This is a genomic window from Shimia marina, assembly GCF_001458175.1.
GTDB classification, from domain to species: Bacteria; Pseudomonadota; Alphaproteobacteria; order Rhodobacterales; family Rhodobacteraceae; genus Shimia; species Shimia marina.
The window spans coordinates 81,676-101,257 of sequence record NZ_CYPW01000004.1 but is presented as its reverse complement, the minus strand read 5'-3'; the positions used below and the strand labels follow the sequence as shown (position 1 = coordinate 101,257).

At 55.7% G+C, this 19,582-nt stretch carries 28 protein-coding genes; 3 read left to right on the top strand and 25 right to left on the bottom strand.

The window, feature by feature from the left end; all coding sequences use genetic code 11:
• Positions 1-29: 29 nt before the first annotated feature.
• The 22 genes from SHM7688_RS01745 to SHM7688_RS19540 form a co-directional block, all read right to left on the bottom strand.
• On the bottom strand, positions 30-1,046 hold the full coding sequence (locus SHM7688_RS01745; RefSeq protein ID WP_223229277.1) for a DUF1254 domain-containing protein: 1,017 nt from the start codon (positions 1,044-1,046) through the stop codon (positions 30-32).
• A gap of 208 nt (positions 1,047-1,254) precedes the next feature.
• Positions 1,255-2,013 carry an anti-sigma factor family protein gene (locus SHM7688_RS01740; RefSeq protein ID WP_144432460.1) on the bottom strand — a complete coding sequence of 253 codons (759 nt, stop codon included), beginning with the start codon at positions 2,011-2,013 and terminating at the stop codon, positions 1,255-1,257.
• Positions 2,003-2,488 (bottom strand): RNA polymerase sigma factor, encoded by a 486-nt coding sequence (locus SHM7688_RS01735; RefSeq protein ID WP_223229276.1) that lies wholly within the window; start codon positions 2,486-2,488, stop codon positions 2,003-2,005. Before SHM7688_RS01735 ends, SHM7688_RS01740 begins: the two co-directional genes overlap by 11 nt.
• A 76-nt stretch (positions 2,489-2,564) precedes the next feature.
• Complete coding sequence (locus SHM7688_RS01730) at positions 2,565-2,939, bottom strand: c-type cytochrome (protein ID WP_058238301.1); 375 nt, start codon at positions 2,937-2,939, stop codon at positions 2,565-2,567.
• 67 nt (positions 2,940-3,006) lie between these two features.
• The gene (locus SHM7688_RS01725) at positions 3,007-3,591 is read right to left on the bottom strand and encodes a YceI family protein (RefSeq protein ID WP_058238300.1); all 585 of its coding nucleotides are present in this window, start codon (positions 3,589-3,591) and stop codon (positions 3,007-3,009) included.
• A gap of 186 nt (positions 3,592-3,777) precedes the next feature.
• Positions 3,778-4,353 (bottom strand): adenylate kinase, encoded by a 576-nt coding sequence (locus SHM7688_RS01720; protein ID WP_058238299.1) that lies wholly within the window; start codon positions 4,351-4,353, stop codon positions 3,778-3,780.
• Complete coding sequence (gene secY, locus SHM7688_RS01715) at positions 4,350-5,714, bottom strand: preprotein translocase subunit SecY (RefSeq protein WP_058238298.1); 1,365 nt, start codon at positions 5,712-5,714, stop codon at positions 4,350-4,352. The genes SHM7688_RS01720 and secY overlap by 4 nt, the downstream gene beginning before the upstream one ends.
• Positions 5,715-5,822: 108 nt before the next feature.
• Positions 5,823-6,296: a 50S ribosomal protein L15 gene (gene rplO / locus SHM7688_RS01710; protein WP_058238297.1), complete on the bottom strand. Its 474-nt coding sequence runs from the start codon at positions 6,294-6,296 to the stop codon at positions 5,823-5,825.
• Between the two features lie 236 nt (positions 6,297-6,532).
• On the bottom strand, positions 6,533-6,745 hold the full coding sequence (locus SHM7688_RS01705; protein WP_058238296.1) for a DUF1127 domain-containing protein: 213 nt from the start codon (positions 6,743-6,745) through the stop codon (positions 6,533-6,535).
• Between the two features lie 233 nt (positions 6,746-6,978).
• Complete coding sequence (locus SHM7688_RS01700; RefSeq protein ID WP_058238295.1) at positions 6,979-7,194, bottom strand: DUF1127 domain-containing protein; 216 nt, start codon at positions 7,192-7,194, stop codon at positions 6,979-6,981.
• Positions 7,195-7,523: 329 nt separating this feature from the next.
• The gene (gene rpmD, locus SHM7688_RS01695) at positions 7,524-7,712 is read right to left on the bottom strand and encodes a 50S ribosomal protein L30 (protein WP_058238294.1); all 189 of its coding nucleotides are present in this window, start codon (positions 7,710-7,712) and stop codon (positions 7,524-7,526) included.
• Positions 7,713-7,725: 13 nt separating this feature from the next.
• On the bottom strand, positions 7,726-8,289 hold the full coding sequence (rpsE, locus tag SHM7688_RS01690) for a 30S ribosomal protein S5 (RefSeq protein WP_058238293.1): 564 nt from the start codon (positions 8,287-8,289) through the stop codon (positions 7,726-7,728).
• 122 nt (positions 8,290-8,411) lie between these two features.
• The gene (gene rplR / locus SHM7688_RS01685) at positions 8,412-8,774 is read right to left on the bottom strand and encodes a 50S ribosomal protein L18 (protein ID WP_058238292.1); all 363 of its coding nucleotides are present in this window, start codon (positions 8,772-8,774) and stop codon (positions 8,412-8,414) included.
• Between the two features lie 11 nt (positions 8,775-8,785).
• Positions 8,786-9,319 carry a 50S ribosomal protein L6 gene (gene rplF / locus SHM7688_RS01680; protein ID WP_058238291.1) on the bottom strand — a complete coding sequence of 178 codons (534 nt, stop codon included), beginning with the start codon at positions 9,317-9,319 and terminating at the stop codon, positions 8,786-8,788.
• Positions 9,320-9,331: 12 nt separating this feature from the next.
• The gene (gene rpsH, locus SHM7688_RS01675) at positions 9,332-9,721 is read right to left on the bottom strand and encodes a 30S ribosomal protein S8 (protein WP_058238290.1); all 390 of its coding nucleotides are present in this window, start codon (positions 9,719-9,721) and stop codon (positions 9,332-9,334) included.
• A 12-nt stretch (positions 9,722-9,733) separates the two neighbouring features.
• Positions 9,734-10,039, bottom strand: a complete 306-nt coding sequence (rpsN, locus tag SHM7688_RS01670) for a 30S ribosomal protein S14 (protein WP_010437098.1) — start codon at positions 10,037-10,039, stop codon at positions 9,734-9,736.
• 18 nt (positions 10,040-10,057) lie between these two features.
• Positions 10,058-10,618 (bottom strand): 50S ribosomal protein L5, encoded by a 561-nt coding sequence (rplE, locus tag SHM7688_RS01665; protein WP_058238289.1) that lies wholly within the window; start codon positions 10,616-10,618, stop codon positions 10,058-10,060.
• Positions 10,611-10,922, bottom strand: a complete 312-nt coding sequence (gene rplX, locus SHM7688_RS01660) for a 50S ribosomal protein L24 (RefSeq protein ID WP_058238288.1) — start codon at positions 10,920-10,922, stop codon at positions 10,611-10,613. The genes rplE and rplX overlap by 8 nt, the downstream gene beginning before the upstream one ends.
• A 1-nt stretch (position 10,923) precedes the next feature.
• Entirely contained in the window at positions 10,924-11,292 is a 369-nt protein-coding gene (rplN, locus tag SHM7688_RS01655; protein ID WP_005621870.1) for a 50S ribosomal protein L14, read from the bottom strand.
• A gap of 100 nt (positions 11,293-11,392) precedes the next feature.
• Complete coding sequence (rpsQ, locus tag SHM7688_RS01650) at positions 11,393-11,623, bottom strand: 30S ribosomal protein S17 (protein WP_058238287.1); 231 nt, start codon at positions 11,621-11,623, stop codon at positions 11,393-11,395.
• A gap of 14 nt (positions 11,624-11,637) precedes the next feature.
• Positions 11,638-11,838 carry a 50S ribosomal protein L29 gene (rpmC, locus tag SHM7688_RS01645; RefSeq protein WP_058238286.1) on the bottom strand — a complete coding sequence of 67 codons (201 nt, stop codon included), beginning with the start codon at positions 11,836-11,838 and terminating at the stop codon, positions 11,638-11,640.
• Between the two features lie 159 nt (positions 11,839-11,997).
• Complete coding sequence (locus tag SHM7688_RS19540) at positions 11,998-12,540, bottom strand: hypothetical protein (RefSeq protein ID WP_144432459.1); 543 nt, start codon at positions 12,538-12,540, stop codon at positions 11,998-12,000.
• Between the two features lie 250 nt (positions 12,541-12,790).
• On the opposite strand from SHM7688_RS19540, the gene SHM7688_RS01630 reads away from it, so the two are divergent.
• Together SHM7688_RS01630 and SHM7688_RS01625 are read left to right on the top strand one after the other, a co-directional pair.
• On the top strand, positions 12,791-13,222 hold the full coding sequence (locus SHM7688_RS01630; protein WP_058238283.1) for a cupin domain-containing protein: 432 nt from the start codon (positions 12,791-12,793) through the stop codon (positions 13,220-13,222).
• Between the two features lie 122 nt (positions 13,223-13,344).
• On the top strand, positions 13,345-13,971 hold the full coding sequence (locus SHM7688_RS01625) for a LysE family translocator (RefSeq protein ID WP_058238282.1): 627 nt from the start codon (positions 13,345-13,347) through the stop codon (positions 13,969-13,971).
• Between the two features lie 76 nt (positions 13,972-14,047).
• On the opposite strand, the gene SHM7688_RS01620 is transcribed toward SHM7688_RS01625, so the two are convergent.
• Both SHM7688_RS01620 and SHM7688_RS01615 read right to left on the bottom strand, forming a co-directional pair.
• A complete protein-coding gene (locus SHM7688_RS01620; protein WP_058238281.1) occupies positions 14,048-15,631 on the bottom strand; it encodes a BCCT family transporter in 1,584 nt (527 codons plus the stop codon).
• A gap of 270 nt (positions 15,632-15,901) precedes the next feature.
• Positions 15,902-16,522: a 2OG-Fe(II) oxygenase family protein gene (locus SHM7688_RS01615; protein ID WP_058238280.1), complete on the bottom strand. Its 621-nt coding sequence runs from the start codon at positions 16,520-16,522 to the stop codon at positions 15,902-15,904.
• Between the two features lie 209 nt (positions 16,523-16,731).
• Between SHM7688_RS01615 and SHM7688_RS01610 the strand changes: the two genes are divergently transcribed.
• Positions 16,732-18,906 (top strand): methyl-accepting chemotaxis protein, encoded by a 2,175-nt coding sequence (locus SHM7688_RS01610; RefSeq protein ID WP_058238279.1) that lies wholly within the window; start codon positions 16,732-16,734, stop codon positions 18,904-18,906.
• 251 nt (positions 18,907-19,157) lie between these two features.
• Here the strand turns inward: SHM7688_RS01610 and rplP are convergent, their stop codons facing one another.
• Positions 19,158-19,571: a 50S ribosomal protein L16 gene (gene rplP, locus SHM7688_RS01605; RefSeq protein ID WP_058238278.1), complete on the bottom strand. Its 414-nt coding sequence runs from the start codon at positions 19,569-19,571 to the stop codon at positions 19,158-19,160.
• Between the last annotated feature and the right edge of the window lie 11 nt (positions 19,572-19,582).

Sequence of the window (19,582 nt, the reverse complement as noted above, 5' to 3'; positions counted from 1 at the left end):
CAAGCGCAGATCGCGCATTGATCCGGAATTCACTTCGCAACAGTGATCTCTGGAAAGGTCCACGTCCCGTCAATCACTTCGGGCGCGGGTTGATACAAACGCACGGCGTAGTTCCAGCCCTCCATGATCGGCAGGCAATTGACCCGCCCGTCCTCACAAGCGCCGAAATGTACGGTCATCGACCCGTCCGTGTTGACCTCCCCCGTGACAGAATTAATCACATACACGCCAAGATTATTCTCCTCAAAGAAACCGGCCGCGTTATATAGGCTGACAGACCAAAATGCGCCCACAGGAACCTTGGCAGGGACCTCAATTTTATACGCCCCCAGCGCCAGACCAGGTTCGACATTCAGATAAAATGCCTGTTCCTCCGGCAAACCACCCCAGCCAAACCCGGTTCCCAGCAAATGCCTCACAGGATCAACCGCGTCCTTTGAGCCAAATGTGCCTGCGCTGTCAGGAGCAAACCGTGCAAGCTCCAGCACAGCACTCAAAACTTCGTCGAAAGCAATCTTATCATAGTGTGGATCATCAAAAGGGCGGGCTGAATTGGCCTGCAGTTTGACCCCGTCCTGCAAGGCAGTCACCTTGGCTATGTCGTCGGGGTCTTCCGAGTCAACGAGATACCGAAACAACAGGACCACATAAGGCGTATCAAATTGATCTACCTTCAGATCATAGGTGCCACCGCCCAGGAACACCTCGTTAACGTAGTGGTCCTGATTAACCACCTGAACCGAAACATAGCGGTCTCCGGTCTCCGGCACGGTCAATACCGCCCCTTCCGAAATATCGACCACTGCCATGCTATAGAGTGTATCCCGATTCATGCGGATCGTTGGCTGCATATCCAGCGGTGTGGGTTCGCGCACATGAAACAGCTTGTTAATGCCCCCGGAGTTCACCAGATACTTTCGAAACTCGATATCCGTCGCAGCGCGGACAAAATTATCAATGGTAACAGGAGTCGTTTCCGCAACAGAACCAGAGGCTGCAAGAGTCAAAGCGGACGTTACGAGGAGCATTTTCAGCGACAGGTTCATAACTCTCTCCAAACAAAAATACGCGCATTGGCTAGATCAGTAGCCTGTCGAAGACCCGCGTTCAATTACCAAGAGAGGTGACCTCAGGACCGCTAAGGCCATCCTGTGTCTCGGCACACAGATCGCGATCAACGAACATTGCAGCCTCTGAGGGCGACACCCTACACTTGTGGGGACGACTCGCCTCCCCCCCCTATCGGCGACGCGTTTAAATCTGCATCGCCTGCAACTGCCCGCCCAGCCGCTCGATCAAAGCCGTGTCCTGTCCACCTATGATCACATAATCATGCACGCCATCCGTCCACTGCGCTGCGCTCAGACCTTCAAGTTCCAGGGTCGCGATCTGATCTGACGGGGCTGTGGCCTCTTTCTTTTCGATGATGCAGAAGGCGATCGGCACCCCGGTTGGCGTGGCAAAGGCCAGCTGCACCAAGGGCCGCCCCTTGAAGCTCAGCACCTGTCCACGTTTGTAGGTGACATCTGCCAATCCCTCCAACTGCGCCAGATCAATGTCTTTGCCCACCGCATCAGACACACGCGCCAACTCGCTGCGCAGGGCCTCCTGCGGCTGATCAATGGCCGCAAGCGTCGCTGGGCTATAGAGCGCCTGATAGGCCGCCACATAGGCCATCCAGCCTTTGGGCGCTTCCACCTCCTGCTGCCAGTGCCCCGCACCGAAACCAACCACCAGCGCCACACAGGCCGCCGCCACCGTTCCCCACACAGGCACAGCCGCCGCGGCCGCGCGCCCGCGCGCAGGGGCTGCTTCAGGCATGGTAAAAACGGGCGGTTCCAGCAGCGCGAAGCTGTCCTTCAGGGCCTCTACATCCAACCGCAGATGATCAAGCCGCCGCCGCACATCTGCCTCCCGACGCAAGCCCGCCTCAATACGGCCAATGGTTGCCGGATCCGCCTCCCCATCCAGATAGGCAACCAGATCTTCATCAGAGATCATTTCATTTTGCATCGCTCACACCTTCTTGGTCGCGAAACTTTTGGCTCAAACGCCCTCGCGCGGTGGCAAGGCGGCTCATAACGGTGGCCAGCGGAATCTCCAGAAGCTCCGCTGCCTCCTTATAGGAATAGCCCTCGATATAGACCAAAAACACGGTCTCTCGTTGGGCTTCCGGCAGGTCAAGCACCGCTTGGAGCACTTCCCGCCGGTCATAATCACGCTCCGGATTTTGCCCAGGATCTGCGATCTCTTCGGCATCAACCACCGACAGACCACCCTGCTTACGCACCTGCGCCTTGCGCAGTTCACTCACCCAGAGGTTCCGCGTGATCCGAAAAACCCATCGGTCCAAATGTGTGCCCGATTGAAACTGACGCGCTCGCTCCATCGCACGCAGGCAGGCCGCCTGCGCCAGATCATCTGCGCCATCCCGCGTCCCTGACAGGGAATAGGCATAGCGCCACACGCGCGGAAAAATCTGGGGCAAGCCCGCCTCAACCTCACCTTGAGCTGAGCGCCGCTTCCATGGGGTCAACATCTAGAGTGTCACCTGACTGTTTGCTTTACTGTTCGCTCTGCTCACTCTGCAAATAGGCCAGGAGATCGTCAATCTGATCTTGCTTTTTCAATCCAGGAAACGCCATCGACGTGCCCGGCACAAATGCCTTGGGCTTACTCAGAAAGGCGGAAAGTGCCTCATCGTCCCAGACAATGCCTGCCTCCTGAAGCGCACTAGAGTAGCGAAAGCCTTCTACTGCGCCTGCCTCAGCCCCCAAAACACCATACAATGTCGGACCCACTTTGTTCTGCCCTTCTTTAAGGCTGTGACAGGCTTTGCATTTTTTGAAAACCTTTTTTCCTGCCTTGGCATCCCCCTCCGCGAAGGCCATGCCCCCGCCCAGAGTCAGAACCAAAGCCACCATGGCCGTCTTGTGCATTTCCAAATTCTCCTTGCGAAAGGCGCGCGGCAAATGCCCCGCGCCCGTGGCTCAGTAGCTCAGCGGCTTATTTCGCAAAAACCATGCGAACGGTCACCGGTGTCACCCGCGTGATGCTGTCCAGGCTTGCCAGCTCCTTAAGCTTGTCGACACCGGCCGTGATGCCCAAATCTTCGGTGGAGAGCATGATCATGTTTGCGGTGGTCACCAGCACGCGATCTTCAGCAATGCGCGCCACAAACAGCTCCGCCTCCACATCGGCTTCTACGCCAACAAGGCTCAGCACCCCTTCAAAATCCACAACAGTGGTGTCGCCAACCTTCAGGTCATGCACCTCATCAAAGTCGATTTCACCATTAAGCTGCGCCTTAGCATCCGCCGCCTTGAACACATGCTCAATCATGCGCTCGTTGCGGATATCAATGTTGGTTTCAATGGAAGACAGCGCAATGGACACAGCCACTTCACCCTTCTCATTCACCTTGCCGGTCACCCCGTCAAAAGTGTGCACTTCGCCAAATTCATTGCCTTTGATCGAGCCAAAAGCGATCACGCTTTCCGCTTCCACAGCCGACCATTTTTCGTGACCACCAGCCAATACCGGGCTGGCCAACATCATCATCGCTGCAACTGTTTTCACTAGGGTCTTCATTTCGTCCTCCTGTTCTAGGCGAAATTGCCTATTCAAGAGGGTAACGCGCCCCCGCCGAAAACTATTCAAAAGTTTTTCAACTTTTTTCCGTGCAACGAAACCGCCGCCATCTTACTGCCGTTGTCCCGCCAAAAGCGAAAAGCCCCCGGCATGACCGAGGGCTTTTAAAATTCAGAACTGCCGGTCTTATCCGAGAATGGCAGAGATCGAGGCTTCCACCTCTTCCATTGAAGCCAGCCCGTCAATCGCGGTCAGATTGCCTTTGGCATGGTAATAGCCAATCAGCGGAGAGGTCTGCTTATAATACGCCATCAGGCGCACTTTCAGGCTCTCTTCATTGTCATCTGCCCGCGCGGTGCCACCTGCTGCAACCGCCTCTTTGGCGCGGTTGACGATGCGGTCCACGAGAACCTCATCGTTCACCTGCATTTCGATCACCGCATCCAGTGTTTCGCCACAGTCTTCCAGCAACGCTGCCAGCGCATCTGCCTGAGCCAACGTCCGGGGGAAACCATCAAAAATGAAGCCTCCCTTTTTGTCGCCTTCAAGCTGCTCACGGATCAGGCCAATCACGATCTCGTCGGTGACAAGCTCGCCACGGTCCATGACCTCAGCGACCTTTTTGCCCATTTCCGTGCCCGAAGTCTTTGCCGCGCGCAGCATGTCTCCGGTGGACAGTTGGATCATGTCACGCTTCTCAACGAGACGGCCAGCCTGAGTTCCTTTACCGGCGCCGGGTGGGCCAAGCAGAATAATGTTCATCGACGAGAAGCTCCCTTACGTGCGCCGCGCTTTTTACCTTTGCCGCGCAGCTGCGATTTTTCGATCAGCCCCTCATACTGATGGGCCAGCAGATGGTTCTGCACCTGTTGAATGGTGTCCATGGTCACGGAAACCACAATCAGAACCGAGGTGCCGCCAAAATAGAAGGGGATCGCAAACTGACCACGCAGAACTTCCGGAAGGAGACAAACTGCCGCAAGGTACATGGAGCCCAGCACCAGAATGCGGTTCACCACATATTCAAGATACTCAGCGGTACGCTTGCCAGGGCGGATGCCAGGCACAAAGCCGTTCTGATTTTTCAGATTGTCGGCCACTTCATCAGGTTTGAAGCTCACGTTGAACGTATAGAAGTAGGCAAAGAAGACGATCATCGCCACGAAGAACAGCAGATAGAGAGGCTGACCGGGGCCAAAATACGCCAGCAGCGTCGACATGATCGGGCCAGTCTGGCTGCCGGAGAACGTCGAAATTGTGGTTGGCAGCAGCAGTAGAGAGCTTGCAAAGATCGCCGGGATCACGCCCGCTGGGTTCACTTTCACCGGCAGGTGAGAAGAACCGCCGTCATAGACTTTCATACCCACCTGACGACGGGGATACTGAATGTGGATCTTGCGCAGCGCCCGCTCCATGAAGACCACAAAGGCGATGGTGGCAATCACCATGACAATCACAGCCACAATCACAAATTCGCTGATCGCACCGGTACGGCCAGAAACAAAGAACTGTGCCAGCGCCGCTGGCAGTTCAGCCACGATGCCCACAAAGATGATCAGAGAGATGCCGTTGCCGATGCCGCGTGCGGTGATCTGCTCACCCAGCCACATCAGGAACATGGTGCCCCCCACCAGTGTCACCAGACAGCTGAAGCGGAAGAACATGCCCGGATCAGTCACCAGATCGCCAGCCTCAAGGCTCACCGCAAGGCCATAGGCCTGCAGCGTAGCGAGAAACACCGTGCCGTAGCGGGTGTACTGGTTCATCTTCTTCCGGCCCTGTTCCCCCTCTTTCTTGAGCTGTTCAAGGGCGGGCACCATGGAGCCCAGAAGCTGAACAATAATGGAGGCCGAGATATATGGCATGATGCCGAGAGCAAAAATCCCCATACGGCCCAATGCGCCGCCGGTGAACATCGACAGAATGCCGCCAATCCCTGCGCCTGCGCTTTCCATGAATTCACGAAGCGCCACACCATCGATGCCGGGAACCGGGATCCAGGTGCCAAGACGATAGACAATCAACAAACCCAAGGTGAAGAGGATGCGATTGCGCAGATCGGTGGCTTTTCCAAGCGCGGCCCAGCTGGTGTTGGCCGCCATTTGCTCTGCTGCAGATACCATGTAGGTTCTCTCTTAAACTGGAAACGCCGCCAGAACCGTTTTCCGGTTTGGCGGCGTTAGGAAAACTTGGAAGATTATGTAAGCGGGGAATGGCCCGCTCACAACCTCTTATTCAGCCGCTGGCGCGGTTTTGACCGTCAGAGAGCCGCCTGCTTTTTCGACAGCTTCAACGGCTGCTTTGGAGGCACCGGTCACTTCGATGGTCAGCTTGGCAGTCACGTCGCCCTTGGCCAGAACGCGGATACCGTCCAGTTTACGACGTACCAGACCGGAAGAGATCAGTGCATCTTCGGTGATCGCTGCAGCTGCGTCCAGTTTCTTGTCGTCGACGAATTTCTGGATCAGGCCCAGGTTTACAACAGCAAATGCCTTGCGGTTTGGCTTGTTGAAGCCACGCTTAGGCAGACGCTGGTACAATGGCATTTGGCCACCTTCGTAACCATTGATGGCCACACCTGAACGGGATTTCTGACCTTTGATACCACGGCCACCCATTTTACCTTTACCGGAACCGGGGCCACGGCCAACGCGCATGCGTTTCTTAGTTGCGCCAGGATTGTCGCGCAGTTCATTCAGTTTCATATCGCTTCTCCTTGCCGGAACTGACCCACGAAGCGTATCGGGCCAAACACGGCTTTTCTTGGTTTTGATTCTATGCGGCGCAGAACGCCACCGGGCGCGTATAGACGCTGGCTGCACGCTTTGCAATGTTGAAGATAGCTTCGGCACCTGCCATCCACTACCGCCTCTCTCAAAACAAAACGCCCCTGCGATTTACAGAGGCGCTACGAGGCAACAGAAGTATGTTCGCGTGGGTCTTAGCCGTAGACATGCTCTTGTGCGATGAAATGGATATCATAGCGGCTGATGCCGATGTCGTTTAGCTCGCGATCGGAGAGCTGTCGCATTTCCCGAACCGTTTCATTGTATTTCCGGCGCAGTGTGCGGGCTTCTTTGAAACGCGCAAAAGCGGCCTCAATGCGGGCCATAAGGCTGAAAGAACTGGAATAGCTGGTCGTTACATGTGCCATGTATCTGGCTCCTTACGTCTGTGCCGAAACGTATTTTCCGGCGGTGTTTATGATGTCTCCTCTTTCACGCCCTACATAGGCAGCGGCGTTATCGCTAACAAATGCTGGATCGGTCTGGCGGATATGCATTTAGGGCATAACGTCTTACCCTTTAGGATCCACTGCTCCTGAAAAGACAAAGGCCCCGGATAAGATCCGAGGCCATCATCAAAGGGGGAGTGAAGCTGCTGATGTTACTCAGCGTCGGCACCGCGACGGGCAACCACTTCAATATCGCCGCGGCTCAGGCCGATGTCGGCCAACTCGCGTGCAGTCAGTTTGTTCAGCTCTTTGACAGTGCGGGCGTAAGACGCCTGACGCTTTTGGTTCAGACGCCAGTTCTCGATCATACGGTTGATACGGCCGACAAAATCAACGGCTTCGATGTGCAGAGATGGTGCATGTTGCATGAGTAATTTCCTTCAAATGCCGATGCGCCACTTCGGCTCTAGCGCGCGTTGCTGTTCATGCGCGTTCACATAGTGCCCAAATTTACGGCCAGATAGACCCAAAACAGCATCTCGGATATGCACTTTGGGAATATCTCTGAAGGAGATGTGACTCATTCCATTTTGCGATGGCGTATTTTGCGGTGATCGACGTTTCCGCCACTACATGACGCACGCGCCAAGAACTGCTCAGGCGAGGGTAAATGGATCCTGAACAAAGCCCGTAAAATCCAACGAAAAACGCCCCCGGAAAATCCGAGGGCGTTTCTCATTTTCAAGATCAAAAAGGCTTAGTCGCGCTCTTCGATGATCTCCACCATGTGGGAAACCTTGCGGATCATCCCACGGATCGCCGGAGTGTCTTCCAGCTCACGGGTGCGGTTCATCTTGTTCAGGCCCAGGCCCACCAGAGTGGCGCGCTGGTCTTGAGGACGACGGATCGGCGAACCGACCTGCTTAACTACGATGGTTTTTGCCATGTCTCGTTACTCCTTACTCTGCGGCTTCGGCAGGTGCTTCATCCTTGCGCAGGATGTCAGCAACTTTCTTGCCACGGCGAGCCGCAACCTGACGTGGGCTGGCTTCTTTCTTCAGCCCGTCAATGGTGGCGCGGATCATGTTGTATGGGTTCTGAGAACCGATGGATTTCGAAACAACGTCTTTGATGCCGAGCATTTCGAAAACGGCACGCATTGGACCACCGGCGATGATACCAGTACCTTCAGGTGCGGTACGCATAACCACTTTACCGGCGCCATGACGGCCTTCCATATCGTGGTGCAGGGTACGACCTTCGCGCAGAGGCACGCGGATCATCTGACGCTTGGCTTGCTCGGTGGCTTTGCGGATGGCCTCAGGGACCTCTTTCGCTTTACCTTTGCCGAAGCCTACACGGCCTTTTTGGTCACCAACAACAACCAGAGCTGCGAAGCCAAAGTTCTTACCACCTTTGGTGGTCTTGGAAACACGGTTGATCGCAACGAGACGATCGGCGAATTCCGGGGTTTCTTCTTCGCGGTTGCGACCGCGGCCCCGGCGGTTTTCACGTTCTGCCATTTGGCATTCCTTTATCTACTGGCGCGTGGCGCCTGTTAATTCCGATCCCAGTGAAGCTCAACACAAAGCCGGACTTCCCGGATCATCGGGGGGACAAACCACTGGCCTGTCCCCCACAAGTCTTAGACTTTCAGGCCACCTTCACGCGCAGCGTCGGCCAGAGCCTTCACTTTGCCGTGGAAGAGGAAGCCGCCGCGATCGAAATATGCTTCGCTCACGCCTGCTTTGGTCGCACGTTCGGCAATCAAAGCACCCACTTTGGTAGCTGCTTCGACGTTGTTTTTGCCGACCAAACCCAGATCCTTTTCCAGGGTGGATGCGGATGCCACGGTCACGCCAGCACGGTCGTCGATCAGCTGAACGCTGATGTTCTTGTTGCTGCGGTGAACGGACAGGCGCAGTTTGGTGTCGCCATTGACCTTGCGAAGTTTGTTCCGGACGCGCAGGCGGCGCTTGAGGAACAGTTCCCGTTTGCTGTTTGCCATCTGTCTGGTCCTTACTTCTTCTTACCTTCCTTGCGGAAGATATATTCGTCTTTGTACTTGATGCCCTTGCCTTTGTAAGGCTCAGGTTTACGCCATTCGCGGATGTTTGCCGCAACCTGGCCAACCAGCTGGCTGTCAGTACCTTCAACGATGATTTGAGTTGGCTTCGGCGCAGTCACAGTGATGCCTGCAGGAACTTCGAAGTTCACTTCGTGAGAGAGACCGAGCGACAGCTTCAGGACAGTGCCCTGCATCTGCGCACGATAACCAACACCGTTGATTTCGAGTTCTTTTTTGAAACCTTGGGTCACACCGGTCACCATGTTGGCGATTACGGTGCGGGACATGCCCCACTGCTGACGAGCACGCTTGGACATGCCACGTGGTGTCACGGTCACAGCGTTGTCTTCCACTGCAAGAGTGACGTCGTCAGTTGCGGTGAAGGACTGAGTGTCCTTCGGGCCTTTGATTTCGATGGTCTGGCCGGAGACAGAGGCAGTGACGCCGCTGGGCAGCTCGACCGGTCTTTTACCAATACGAGACATTGTCAGCTCTCCTTAGAAGACAGTGCAGAGCACTTCGCCGCCAACATTGTTGGAGCGTGCGCTTGCATCCGACATCACACCTTTGGAGGTGGAGACAATCGACACACCCAGGCCCTGACGGACGGTTGGGATGTCATTGACGCTCATGTACACGCGACGACCGGGTTTGGAGACCCGCTTCAGTTCGCGAATAACAGGAGTGCCTTCGTAGTACTTCAGGCTGATTTCGAAGGCCGCGTGGCCGTTCTCTTCAGATGCTTCGTAACCGCGGATGTAGCCTTCGTCGGCCAGCACATCCAGAACCCAGCCACGCAGCTTGGACGCCGGGGTGGAGACCACGGACTTGCCACGCATCTGACCGTTACGGATACGGGTCAGCATATCACCGATAGGATCGTTCATATCGTTCTCTCCTTACCAGCTGGACTTAACCATGCCAGGGATCTGACCAGCAGAACCCAGCTCGCGCAGCGCAATACGGCTGACCTTCAGCTTACGGTAGTAAGCGTGTGGACGGCCGGTGAGCTGGCAACGGTTGTGAAGACGAGTTGCCGAGCTGTTGCGCGGCAGTTTCGCCAGTTTCAGACGCGCTTTGAAACGCTCTTCCATTGGCTTGGACTCATCGTTTGCGATCTCTTTGAGCTCGGCGCGCTTAGCAGCGTATTTCGCTACCAGACGCTCGCGCTTCTTCTCGCGCTCGATCATTGCTTTTTTAGCCATGTCGTAATCCTCTCAGCCTTACGCGATGAAGGGCATGTTGAAATGCTTCAACAGGCTCTGCGCTTCGGCGTCGGTTTCAGCATTGGTGGCGATGACGATATCCATGCCCCAGTTCTCATCCACTTTATCAAAGTCGATTTCTGGGAACACGATGTGCTCTTTCAGACCGGTGGCGAAGTTGCCACGGCCGTCAAAGCTCGGCTTCACACCACGGAAGTCGCGGATGCGGGGCATCGCAACGGTGATCAGACGATCGAGGAATTCGTACATACGGTCGCCACGCAGGGTCACCTTGACACCCATCGGCATGCCTTCACGTACACGGAAGCCAGCGATAGAGTTCTTTGCCACGGTGGTCAGAGCTTTCTGGCCTGCGATTGCAGTCAGGTCTGCCTGTGCCGACTTGGCTTTTTTGCTGTCCTTAACGGCTGCACGGCCACAGCCGATGTTCAGCACGATTTTTTCCAGCGAAGGAATCTGCATGTCGTTCTTGTAGCCGAACTCTTCTTTCAGAGCGGCGCGGATGGAATCCTTGTAGAGCGACTTCAGACGTGGGGTGTAGTCTGCGTTATCAAGCATCAATCACGTCCCCTGTAGTCTTTGCAAAACGCACCTTCTTGTCACCTTCCATGCGGAAGCCAACGCGGGTTGGTTTGCCGTTTGCGTCCAGGAAAGCCAGGTTGGACAGTTCGATCGGCATCGCCTGAGGGATGCGGCCGCCCTGTGCGGTTTGGCTCTGTTTGGTGTGGCGGATGGCAATGTTGATGCCGTCCACGATGGCCTTACCGGCTTTGGGGTCAACAGAGGAGATCGTGCCCTCTTTGCCTTTGTCCTTACCGGCCAGAACGACGACCTTGTCGCCTTTTTTCAGCTTAGCAGCCATCTTACAGCACCTCCGGCGCGAGCGAGATGATCTTCATGAAGTTCTTGGCGCGCAGCTCACGAACAACTGGGCCAAAGATACGTGTACCCACTGGCTCGTTGTTGTTGTTCAGAATAACGGCTGCGTTGCGATCAAAACGGATCGCGGTGCCATCTTCACGACGGACTTCTTTTGCGGTGCGCACGACAACGGCCTTACGGACGTCACCTTTTTTAACGCGACCACGTGGAATGGCTTCCTTAACCGAGACAACAATGATGTCGCCTACGGATGCGTATTTACGCTTGGAGCCACCCAGAACCTTGATGCACTGAACTCGGCGAGCGCCGGAGTTGTCAGCAACATCCAGATTGGTTTGCATCTGGATCATGTGGTTTCTCCCGACCTATGGGGCAGCGATGCGTGCTGATATCCCCCAGGGTTTCGACTAACTGTTAAGTCTAGTCGCCAGGAGTCTCAAAGTGAGACTCTTAGGCTTCCAGAACTTCCCAGCGTTTGGTTTTCGAACGCGGTGCGCATTCGATAATGCGAACAGAGTCACCTACTTTGTAGGCGTTGTTCTCATCGTGAGCCCGGTATTTTTTGGACTTACGAATGGTCTTCTTCAGAACCGGGTGTGTAAAGCGACGCTCTACGGACACAGTGACGGTCTGGGCGTTGGCGTCCGAAGTAACGGTGCCTGTCAGGATACGTTTGGGCATCTATCTAGCTCCTATTACTCAGCTGCCGACGCGGCTTTTTCGTTCAGGATCGTCTTCACACGTGCTGCGTTACGACGCGCTGCACGGATCTGAGCCGGGTTTTCCAGCTGGCCAGTGGCCGCCTGGAAACGCAAGTTGAACGATTCTTTCTTGAGGTTGGCCAGCTCTTCACGAAGCTGATCCGGCGTTTTTTCACGCAGTTCGTTGGCGTTCATCGCCTTTTCCTTTCTCATACATCAGAGGGCGCCCGAGTATGTGCGGGGTGACCCTTTTGCCTGATGGACATATGACAAACACACGAATCCCGCAGTCACGGAATCCATGAGATGGCGCTCTATACGGGGGAGTCGCTGGGATGGCAAGGGAAAGATGAGTTAAGAGGTTGGTCGCTCTCCAATATACACCAGGATCAGCGATGTCGTATGATCATACTCTGCGTTCAACCGAAAATTTAGCACGCCCCATCGCCGACTGTCTCCCCTCGGGTAACGCGGATCCATCCAGCTATTGTAATACTCAAAGCCCTCAAGCGGCTCGGAAGACTCCTGTGCAAGCATTGGCATTTTACGCGCCATCCACTCGGAAACCTTCTTTTCAAAAATCCGCCGCTCTAATTTGGGCATTTCATTCTCTCTGTCTGTTATCTTGCAATACAGACGCCCATCCAGAGACTCGATCACTTCGACAGAAAACCCTGATGGGAGATGAGGCCAGTACCATCTGGTGGACGTATGGTCACCATCAGAAAACTGTTTTTGCCCATCCGTCGAAGATACTGCTGCTGGAAGAACGCCAGAAACTATCGGCAGACAAACGTCCTCAAATAACTGCACCGCAACAGACGGACGATCCTGTGCATGGGCAATTGATCCTGTAGCAAGAAAGCAGGCAATTGCCATTCTGAAAAAGGTTCTCACACCATCGTCCTTTTTAATCCGTTGGCCCGCATTCAACCTGTGCTCAGTCGCATGTCAAGGCGGAGGCCATGTCCGCCACCGCACATCCGTTGCACCCGCCCTCAAAAAGACGAGCCAATTCGCCGCATCTGTGCCGCTTGCCGCCCCCTTCCCCACATCCTACACTTTCCCCACATTTGTATGACGCAAATGATATGGCCAAATTCATATGCCAGCCTGGCCGCCAGCCCCACATCATTGGAGTTTCAGGATGAAACACCTGATCACCGCCGCGCTGCTGGCCGCCCTTCCCGCGCTCGCCCACGCAGGCACACAACAAATCGACCTCGACGCCCTGCCCGGCAAAACCGTGCATGACACCGCCACCCTCAAACCGCTGGCCCTGACGGAGGATGGCAAACCGCTCAGCGTCCTACTTGAAGTGCCCGCCAATGCGGTGGTGCCCGCACATGCCACCAAATCCGGGCTGCGGATGCTGACCGTGGTCGATGGCACGCTCTATTGGGGGGATGGTGACAAGATCGACGCTGGCGCAGAAACCGTATATCCGCAAGGCTCCATCCTCATGGTCCGCCCAGGTGAGATGCACTGGCTCGCCGCCCGCGAGGGCGCGTTGAGGCTTCAGCTTGTGGTCATGCCGGATGACGCGCCAACACCCGGCGTTGCCAAACAACTGAACTAGAGCCTCCAAAGGCCTCAGACATGTGCGCCGGATTTCTCTGGCGCACATCGCCCCCCTCCCCTACACATCCGCAATCACTATGCGCGGCGCGAGCCAAAGCGCGCAGTTTGGGAGGAGTGACCATGATACCAATCGACGTAGCGATCCTGTTTATGGGCGCAGCCATCGCGCTGGCCTTGGTGCCGGGGCCGGATAATATCTTTGTGCTGACTCAATCGGCCCTGCACGGCCGCGTTGCGGGCCTCACCGTCACGCTCGGTCTTGCCAGTGGCTTGATCTTTCACACCACCGCAGTGGCACTGGGCGTGGCGGTGATCTTTCAAACCTCGCAAATCGCCTTTGCTATTCTGAAGTACATCGGCGCGGTCTATCTGGCCTATCTCGCGTTCAAAGCCTTCACCGCGGCCAAATCCAATCTGGACGGCGGCGCGCCTGCCCCCGAAACAAGTGCCAAACAATATGCGCGCGGCCTGATCATGAACATCGCCAATCCCAAGGTGACGATCTTCTTCCTCGCCTTCCTCCCGCAATTTGTCGATCCGGCCAATGGCCCCATTGTGCCGCAATTCTACCAACTGGGCCTTCTGATGATCCTGGCCACGCTTCTGGTCTTTGGCAGTGTCGCCCTCGCGGCAGGCTGGCTTGGGGATTGGCTGAAAAACTCCCCCACCGCGCAGATCTGGCTCAATCGTCTCGCCGGTGTGGTCTTCATCGCTCTGGCGCTCAAGCTGGTCACCGCAGAACGCTGACACCCCAATAAACGCCCCAGAAAATGCAAAACGCCGCCCCCTTCGGAGCGGCGTTTCTTTTGTCATGTCGCAGGCATCACTTCAGACGCTTGCGCTCGCGGATCAGGCCAATCATCACCGACACACACATCAGCATCAGCACGATGGCAAACGGGAAGCCGGTCGCAATCGACGCCGCCTGCAGCGCACCAAGGCCGCCACCCAGCAGAAGCACAATCGCAATCGCCCCTTCCAGCACACACCAGAACACGCGCTGTGCGGTTGGGGCGTCTGTCTTGCCGCCTGCGGTGATCGTGTCGATCACCAGCGAGCCAGAGTCAGAGGAGGTTACAAAGAAGACCACCACCAGAATGATGCCGATGAAAGACAGCAACCCGGTCATTGGGAAAGCTTCAAACATCTTGAACATCTTCAGCTCCAGCGCCGCATCAGACAGCGCCTGACCTGCACCACCGGTGACCTGCTCCAGAGCCGCACCACCAAAGACGCTCATCCACAGAGCCCCCACGATGGTTGGGATGATCAGAACACAGATGATGAACTCGCGGATGGTCCGGCCGCGCGAAATACGCGCAATGAACATACCCACGAAAGGTGACCAGCTGATCCACCATGCCCAGTAGAAGGCCGTCCAGCCCTGCATGAAGTTGGTGTCTTCACGGCCAACCCAGTTGGACAGTGCCGGCAGTTGCACAATGTAATCCGCCATGCCGCCAAAGAAGCCGGACAGAATTGCCATTGTTGGCCCCACCAGAAGCACCAGCAGCAACAGCGCCGCCGCCAGGATCATATTGGCCTCAGACAAACGCTTCACGCCTTTTTCCAGACCGGCCACAACCGACACCAGTGCAAAGATGGTGATCAGAATGATCAGCACAACGCTCATACCATCGCTGATCGGCACGCCGAACAGATAGTTCAGACCCGCCAGCGCCTGAGACGCGCCCAGACCCAGAGAGGTTGCCAGACCAAAAATCGTGGCAAACACAGCGAGGATATCAATGATGTGCCCCAATGGACCCCATGTGTGCTTCCCAAGCAGGGGATAGAACACAGAGCGCATGGTCAGCGGCAGGCCGCGGTTGAAGCTGAAGAACGCCAGCGCCAGAGCGACAATCGCGTAGATCGCCCAGGGGTGCAGACCCCAGTGGAAAATCGTCGCCGCCATCGCCAGATCACGTGACGCAGCCATATCACCGGCTGCAGCGCCCAGCGGCGCCCAGTCCGTGCGCACGCCATCTTCGCCAACCGCAACGCCGCCCATGGACGAGCCATAATGCGAGATCGGCTCGGCCACGCCCCAGAACACAAGCCCAATGCCCATGCCCGCGGCAAACAGCATCGCGATCCATGCCATATAGCTGTAGTCAGGTTTTGCATCTTCGCCCCCAAGGCGGATCTTGCCGTAAGGCGAAATCACCAAGAACAGAGAAAACACCACAAACAGGTTGCAGGCGATCATAAACACCCAGTCAAAGTTGCTCGTCAGCGTCGGCCGCAGCCAGCCAAAGAATTCGGCCGCCTGTTCGCGGAACACCAGCGAGAAAAAGACAAAGGCAACAATCGTCACTCCGGATATCGCAAAGACCGGATTGTGTATGTCCAATCCCATAACCTGAACGTTGTCCTGACCGACTTCATAATCGGTATCGTCTGACATAGGCTCCTCCCTTTTTTCATGCCATAGCGGGCACAGTGGTCAAATACGACATCCCAAACCCCTAAAATGCGACCTCTTAACGGACGTAATCGCCGTGCCGTATGAAATTGTCGCGTCCAAGCAAAGCTGTGCGCCAAATCAAAATGCCCGACACCTCAAGAGGGCGGGCGCACGTCATGATCCTGAATAGTCTCAGCCAGATCAGGCGTCCCCATTGGGAGCGTGCGATTTGCATCCCCTAAATAACGGCCCTGCACGGCTCCGCACTCGTCATTCCCAGACGTAGTTAAAGCTCACGCTCACCCGCTCATCTTCGGACATATTCATCGGCACCTCATGACGCAGCCAGCTCTCCCAGAGGAGCACATCCCCGACATCAGGCTTCATATAGATAAACGGCTGCAGATCCCGCCGGGCATCCTTCTGGCGCACAGGCGATGCCATCATGCGGCCAGAGCGGGGATCTTCCAGTTTAAGCGCGCTGGCACCTTCAGGCATCGACACATAGGTGGTGCCACTGATCACTGAATGCGGGTGGATATGCGACGCGTGCATCCCACCTTCAGGCAAGATGTTGATCCAGATGTCTTCCAGCTTGAGCGCACGCCCATCTAGGTTGAACTCAAGGTCCTTGGCAAAAGCTGCAACATGCTGATCCAACGCCGACACGACATCTGCAAAAATCGGAAAGCGCCAAGGCAAATCCGTCAGAGAGGCATATGAGGTATAGCCCGGATAGGCATTCTCCTCACACCACTCCTGCCCAGCTTCATCATCTTCGGCGATGGAGAAACAAGACACTTCCAACTCGTTGGTATCCACGCTGGGACCAAATTCCGAAAGACGCGCGCGATAGAGGCGCGTCACAAAGAGAGATTCGATTGTAGACATGCGGGCCTCCTACCCTTCTCAGTCACGATTGGCGAGACCAAGGCCACAGATTCCGTGCCATAGCCCCCTCGGATCATTCAATAAAAAACCTGAGGTTGTAGTGAAAGCCCTTAAAAATAAGGTCTAGCACACTCTTTTAACGCCTGCTTGATAAACCTCTTGATCACACTTGCAACAAAACCCTCGCTTGGGAGCCAAGGTACCAGATCATGAAACGCAAAATCACAGTCAATTTCGCGATCCTCTCGATCATCGTCATGGCCATTGGTGTGATGGCGGGCCTCGCGGGCATTTCTCTTTATTCCCACAAGATGCGCGATGACATGCAGCATCGGGTCACTTTGATTGGCGACGCAAACTACGCTGTCGAAAATCTGAAGATTGAATTCCTCTCTGCCCGCCGTGCCGAGAAGGACTTTCTGCTGCGACTCTCAAAGGACTATATCGCTCAGCACGCCGAAGTCATGACCCGCATGAACGGCTATATCAGTACGCTGGAAGGACTATTGTCCCAAGTGTCAGGCTTGGAACAGGCCGCCGAAGACCTCGCCCTGTTGAAAGAGCACACAAGTCAGTATGAGGCGAGCTTCAAAGATGTCAGCGATGCCAACTTGCGCCTTGGTCTCTCTCCCTCAGACGGTCTGAAGGGAGAACTGGCCGCTGCCGTATCTGCCATGGAAACCAGCCTTGAAGGCGTCGCGATTCCGGTTTTGCACGTCAAAGTGCTCACCATGCGCCAACATGAAAAAGACTTCCTGCTGGATCCGGACTCCAAGTGGCTCAACGAGGTGAAAGCACGCATAGAAGAATTCAAAGGCTTCCCGGTATTCTTCTATGACAGCGCGGAACAGCGCGAAGCGATCATTCCAATGATGGACGCCTATCAAACCTCATTCGCCTCACTCGTTCAGGAAACCCTGACTGAACGTGGCGCACGCAGTGATGTCTCCTCTCACTTTGCAGCTGCTGAACCTGTGATGGGGGCGATCCTGACCGAAATTCACGCAGCAGCAGAAGCCATCGTCGCCGAAAGCGAAACTGTCAGTGCACAGGCACAGGCCAGCGCCCGATGGGCTGCCATCATCGGCGGTGGTCTATTTGCCATTTTCGCCCTTCTCTTGGCGCGAGGCATTTCGAAACCACTCCGCCGCATTGATGAGGTTCTCAAAGACATAATGGCCGAGGACTTCTCCAAAGAACTGCCCAAATCACGCATTCGGGAACTCTCTGCAATTTCAGATGCGGTCGGTTTCTTCCGCAAATCAGAAGAAACCAAATCTCATCTGACCCAAGAAATCACCAAAGTCATTGATGCCTGCGGCGAAGGCGACTTCTCACGCCGGATCGACATCAACGGCGCTGAGGGGGCCTTTGCCGAACTTGGCAAAGGGGTCAACACCATTGGGGACGTGGCAGAAAAAGGTCTGGGTGATGTGAGAGACGCTCTGGAGGTGCTTGCCACCGGAGATTTGACCCACGACATGCCAGATGGTCAGAAAGGTGTGTTCAAAGACATCTCTGACACCATCACCCATCTCACCGGTAGCCTTGATGGCATGGTACGTCAGCTCTCCGCCAGCAGTCAGGTGCTCAACAGCACCTCTCAGGAAATTTCCTCTTCCGTCGAAGACGCCTCACGGCGCGGCGAAATCTCTGCAGCTTCTTTGGAAGAAACGTCTTCATCGCTGCAGACGGTGGCCGAAACGGTCAATCATACCGCAAACAGTGCGCAAGAAGCCCGCTCTCACGTCAACGACGCTCAGAAGAAAGCAGAAGCCACCCGCGATGTGGCGGACCAAACTGTGGCCGCCATCCAAAAAATCAAGGAAAGCTCCGACGCCATCTCCCAAATCTCAGGCCTGATCGAGGATGTAGCATTCCAAACCAACCTACTTGCCTTGAACGCTGGGGTGGAAGCCGCCCGTGCCGGTGATGCTGGTCGCGGCTTTGCCGTGGTGGCCTCTGAAGTTCGGGCTTTGGCCCAACGTTCCTCCGAGGCGGCGCATGAAATCAACACGCTGATCACCTCTTCGCAAACCGAAGTGGCCAATGGTGTGAACCTGATGGATGAAACCGGCAATTCGCTAGGTGAGATCATGCAGGCTGTTGAACAGGTGGTTGGCAAAGTGAATGAGATTGCAGAAAACGCTGTGGATCAGTCCGCAGGCCTGTCTGAGGTCAATGCCGCTGTTGAAAACCTCGACAGCGACAGCCAGAAGAGTGCAGCCATGCTCGAAGAAACCGCCGCCTCTGGTCAGGTCCTGCTCGGCGAAGCCCAAAACCTCGTACGTGCCGTTGAAGGCTTCACTCTGAAACACACGGCATCGGCAGGGCACCCGTCAGAAATTGAGGCGGATCTGGACGACGCCTGGGATGCGGCCTAGCCAACTGCCCCTGTAAGGTTCGTTGCGTAAAGCCTCGGCACTCGCCGGGGCTTTCGTATATACATCATAAACACAGGGCTGCGCCGCAAAAGCGCGGAATTCCACCGTCGCGATACCGTGGGAATACCGACGTGTTACCGACATGCGATTTCCCCACGCAACACCCCGCCCCCAAAACCACAAAAAAGCCCCCACCAAACAGGCGGGGGCTCAAATTTAGTTGGAGACGGTGGGCTCAGCCCACCAAATCCTTACCAGTCTTCGCGAACGACAACGCGGGTTTTGACCGGAAGTTTCATCGCTGCAAGGCGCAGAGCCTCACGTGCGATGTCTTCGTCAACACCATCGATTTCGAACATCACGCGGCCCGGCTTCACTTTGCACGCCCAATAGTCCACGGAACCTTTACCTTTACCCATACGGACTTCGGTAGGCTTCGAGGTCACAGGAGTGTCTGGGAAGATACGGATCCAAACACGCCCTTGACGTTTCATGTGACGGGTCATTGCACGACGTGCTGCCTCGATCTGGCGAGCTGTCACGCGTTCCGGTGTGGTTGCCTTCAGGCCAAAAGAACCGAAGTTCAGGGTGGAGCCACCCTTCGCATCGCCCTTGATGCGGCCTTTGTGCATCTTGCGGAATTTAGTACGCTTTGGTTGAAGCATTGATCAGTCTC